At 62.0% G+C, this 3,551-nt stretch carries 3 protein-coding genes; all 3 read right to left on the bottom strand.

Annotated features, from left to right (window positions below):
- Nucleotides 1-685: matrixin family metalloprotease (locus tag VIH17_08965; GenBank protein ID HEY4683364.1), on the bottom strand; the 685-nt coding region annotated here is incomplete at its 3' end.
- 46 nt (nt 686-731) lie between these two features.
- Nucleotides 732-2,561: a hypothetical protein gene (locus tag VIH17_08960; GenBank protein HEY4683363.1), complete on the bottom strand. Its 1,830-nt coding sequence runs from the start codon at nt 2,559-2,561 to the stop codon at nt 732-734.
- Between the two features lie 342 nt (nt 2,562-2,903).
- A partial coding sequence (locus VIH17_08955) for a matrixin family metalloprotease (protein ID HEY4683362.1) occupies nt 2,904-3,551 on the bottom strand: 648 nt, incomplete at its 5' end.

Raw genomic sequence — 3,551 nt, 5'->3', positions numbered from 1 at the left:
CAATGCGATCATCCGAGGAAAGCGCGCGCCCGGCCTGTCCGGCGGGCACGGCTTCCGGCCACATCGCCGCCTGCCAGAGGGGCGAGTGATCGAGGCCCAGCCAGTGACCAAGCTCGTGGGTGAGGATCGTCTGGAAATCGTAAGCGGAAGGATTGGCGGCCAGGGCGTCGGGCGTAGCAAAAGTAAAGAAGAAAGGATTGAAAACCGTGTCCGCGTCCAAAATTTCACCGGCAAAGGTAGCCGTCCGGCCGCCGAGCGACGCCCCCGCTGCCCGGGCAGTGATGATGACGGAGACCGCCAGGATCCCGGGGCCCAATTGCGCTCCCACTTGCGAATCAAGGCAGACCAGGTCCCGGCCGTCAGCGACCGGGTCGCAAGGCACAACTGAATCCGATGTCAGAGCAGAGAAGTTCAAGGCCGCTCCCGGGACGGAGCTCCATTGAGCGAAACTTGCCTGGATGGTCGCTTGGACCGCTTGCCTGCAGGCATTGCCCGCGCCCGCCGCGCAAAGCACGTTCGGGCCAACGAAAGCAAACCAGCGGCGATTCACCGCCTGCGTCATGTTCCAGCGATCGGCAACCGGGCAGTTGCCTTCGAGCGGCCGGGTTGTCTCGGGTACGTACCCGGCCAAAATCGCAGAGAGAACGAAAACGCACATCGCCACGTGGACGATCCGTTGGATCATGCGAGCTGCTCCGGGTGGCGCTCCTTTTTCATTTTGGTTCCTCCTCCTATTCGATCACGATGCCGCCGAAGGCAACCGAAATATCGTGGTTGGCGTTGTGGAGGATCAAGCTTCTGGCACCGCTCGCCGTGGATGTCGTGAGGAGCAAATCCAAAACCACAACGCCTGCGCTACCGCTGGTTGCCGTGCGAAGGTTGCCCAGGGTCACGTCGAGCGGCCCGCTTAAAGAGAATTGCAATTGCGACACCTCCGAACTCAGTCCGTCGGCAGCAACGCAGACGCCGAAGGTTGCGTTGCCCGCCGCCGGGCGCTTCAGCCGGAGCGGGCGCGCCGCCAAGCCAGCGCAATTTCCGCCACTGAGCGGGCTCAACAGCAAGAGGTTGAGCTTGACCGGGGCAAGGAGACCTTCCCCCGAGTCATCGGTCACGATAATGTCCTGCCCCGCCAGGGTTGGACTGCTCGCGGAGACCGTTACCGTTGCCGGGCTCGCCGGCCGGGGAGCAATGACGAGGGAGAGCGCGTTTGAGGCTAACCCCAACGCAGCCCTTGCGCTCACGGCAAGACTACCCGGTTGATCAAGGTCGCTCGGCGCGAGCGTGGTCCGGAGAGCGCCGCCTGACAATATGGTGACGCGGCCGGCGGAGTTGACTTCCAGCACCGTGGAAGCATCCAGGTTGGCGCCGCTCGCGGCCAGCGTGATGGGCCCCGACGCCCCGGCCGAAAGCGCCCGCGGCCCGAGCTTCCGAAGGCCGAAGAAGCGAACCATCGCCCGCCCCACCTTGGTTGGATCGGCTGCGCTGCTGGCTTCTACCTCGATGGAATCCATGGCCGGAATGGCTGGCGCTTGATATAGGCCCGACGGAGAAATGGTGCCGGTTGCGGTTGCCCCGCCCACCTGGTTGTTCACACTCCATTCAACCCGCGTATCCGAGCTGCCGACTACTGTAGCCGTGAATGCCTGCGATCCCCTGAAGACCACGGTCGGATTCAAGGGCGCCACGGTTACGCTCACCCCGACAACAAGCGTTACCGTTGCGCTGGCCGATTGACTGGGATCGGACTGGCTTGTAGCGGTCACTTCGACCGATCCGGCCGCGGGATTAGCCGGCGCGGTGTACACCCCGGCTGATGTGATCGTTCCGACGCTTGGGTCGCCGCCGGCAATGCCGTTGACGCTCCAAGTCACCGCCGGATTGGCGAATCCTTCAACGCTGGCGCTGAAAGTCTGCGTTCCGCCCGGAGCGAGCGAAACCGAGAACGGCGCAATCGAGATGCGGATGTGAATCATTACCTCGGCGGTGGCCCGCCGGGATGGATCGGCCACGCTGGTCGCTTCTACAGCGACCATAGAGGGATTCGGCACGAGGGCCGGCGCGGTATAGGTGCCGCCGGCGGCAATGGTACCTAGCGCAGCATTCCCTTCCGCGATGCCGTTTACGCTCCACCGCACCGCCCTGTCCGGGCTGCCTGTTACCGACGCGACAAAAATTTGCTCCCCCTTCACGGGCACACGGGCAGATGAGGGTGCCAGAGCAACGGCTACCTGGCTGGTGATGGTCACCTGCGCGTTGGCCTGTTTCGATGGATCGGCCTGGAGCGCCGCGATCACGTTTACGGTTGGCGGGTTGGGCAGGTGGGCTGGTGCGGTGTAGAGTCCGGTCGAAGAAATAGTGCCCAAACTTGCGCTTCCGCCGGCCACACCGTTCACGCTCCACGTAACCGAAAGGTTGTTTGTGCCGGTGACGGTGACCGTGAACGGTTGCGACTGCCCCAGGCTGACGGTTGCCGTCGCTGGTTGAACCGTGACGGAAATCCCGGGCAAGGGAGGTGGCGCAAAGCTGCCACCGCATCCGAACAAGAAGGCCAGAGACAGCAAGACGGCTGCGCCAGCCGTTCGCGGTGAAGCCTCGCGGTGAACCGCTTGCGGTGCTCGCCCCGATCCAGTTGGGCAACGCTCGCCCTGAAGTGTAATGCTGTGCGGTGGCATGGCTGGTTGCCCCGTTCGAGCGATTCTCTCCACAAAAGCAACAGAAAGACCACCCGCCTTTTGAGTTAAGTTATTGATAGTAAAGGTTAAATCCTACAAAGCGAAGGATACCGGAAGAGGCCAGTTCCATTTTGGAACTGGACCAGACCGTTTCGAAATGGGAACGACTCGTCTTGGGGGAGTAGGGGCGGTTCGCGAACCGCCCCTACCTCTCCTTCGTCAGTGGCTTCTTCAGTGGAATCGTGTGGTGATATCCAAGTCCGGATGGCGGGCGTTGGACTCGGGCGGGCAGTTCAGGAAATTTCCAAACGTACAGAAGAAAAAGATCAGATTATCCTCGAAGGTAGGCCCGTCGATCGGCTCGCTATAAATGAAGTAGTCGTTGGCTGTCTTTAGACCGCGAATCTCGTAGCTGCCGTCAATGCTAAAAAGATTGTTAGGATCGACGTTCGACGGATCGGGGTCCCCCAGGGTGCAACTCCACCCGCCAATGGTGCCGACCTCGTATTCGCCGGTCGAAGCTCTCACCGCAAAGACGTGGGCGCCAAAAATGGGGAAGCCGGTGAAGGGGGAAGCATTCAGGGTATCGTCCGGATTGAAGGGACTGTGGATCTTGCCGCGAATGCTGCCCGTCGCCAGCGGGGTGGCGTCATGGTAGATCTCCAGCATGCCCGCTTTGTCGTCACTGGTGATGCCGCGGTCGAACTCACCGGGCCCGGGCGCGAAGGCAAACATTTTGGCGGCCTGAAAGGGCGGATGGTCAAGGCCGTAGAGGTGGCCGATTTCATGCACAGCGACCGTTTCCAGGTCGAACTGGCCGGGTTGCGGCGGGGTGGTGCCGGTTGCGGCGGTGTAAATGAAACTTGGGCTGAACATGAT

Source organism: Candidatus Acidiferrales bacterium, from assembly GCA_036514995.1.
Classification (GTDB): Bacteria; Acidobacteriota; Terriglobia; order Acidiferrales; family DATBWB01; genus DATBWB01.
Note: the sequence above shows the minus strand (reverse complement) of the source record. Positions and strands in the feature narration are given on the sequence as shown.